Consider the following 541-nt stretch of genomic DNA (forward strand, 5'->3'; position numbering starts at 1 on the left):
TAACCAGCAACAACAGCAAAATGATAACCGCGGCCAACAACAAGGATCTAACCAAAAAGATTCTGGCCAACAAAACTCAAATAACAACCAACAACGTTAATCGTTTGTAGTTGTTCTTTGATGCGGTCGATCATTTAGGAAGGTGACCTCACCTTCCTAAATCAAAATATAAGCATAAAATTCAATAAAATATGAGGGAATTCTGATGACAGATCAAAATACAGATCATGCTCAATNGATAACCGCGGCCAACAACAAGGATCTAACCAAAAAGATTCTGGCCAACAAAACTCAAATAACAACCAACAACGTTAATCGTTTGTAGTTGTTCTTTGATGCGGTCGATCATTTAGGAAGGTGACCTCACCTTCCTAAATCAAAATATAAGCATAAAATTCAATAAAATATGAGGGAATTCTGATGACAGATCAAAATACAGATCATGCTCAATTGGTAGCTGGCGATCATAACTATTCTGACTCTCGCTGGCGCGAAAGCTATCTTACTCGACCTTATTATCAAGAAGCGCAATTAACTACAC

At 37.4% G+C, this 541-nt stretch carries 1 pseudogene; it reads left to right on the plus strand.

Going from position 1 to position 541, the window contains the following annotated elements:
- Positions 1 to 420 precede the first annotated feature (420 nt).
- Positions 421 to 541, plus strand: a pseudogene (gene surA1, locus FLK20_RS22190) (surface antigen protein 1); the annotation flags it as partial.

Source organism: Oceanobacillus sp. CFH 90083, assembly GCF_009389585.1.
Classification (GTDB): Bacteria; Bacillota; Bacilli; order Bacillales; family Amphibacillaceae; genus Oceanobacillus.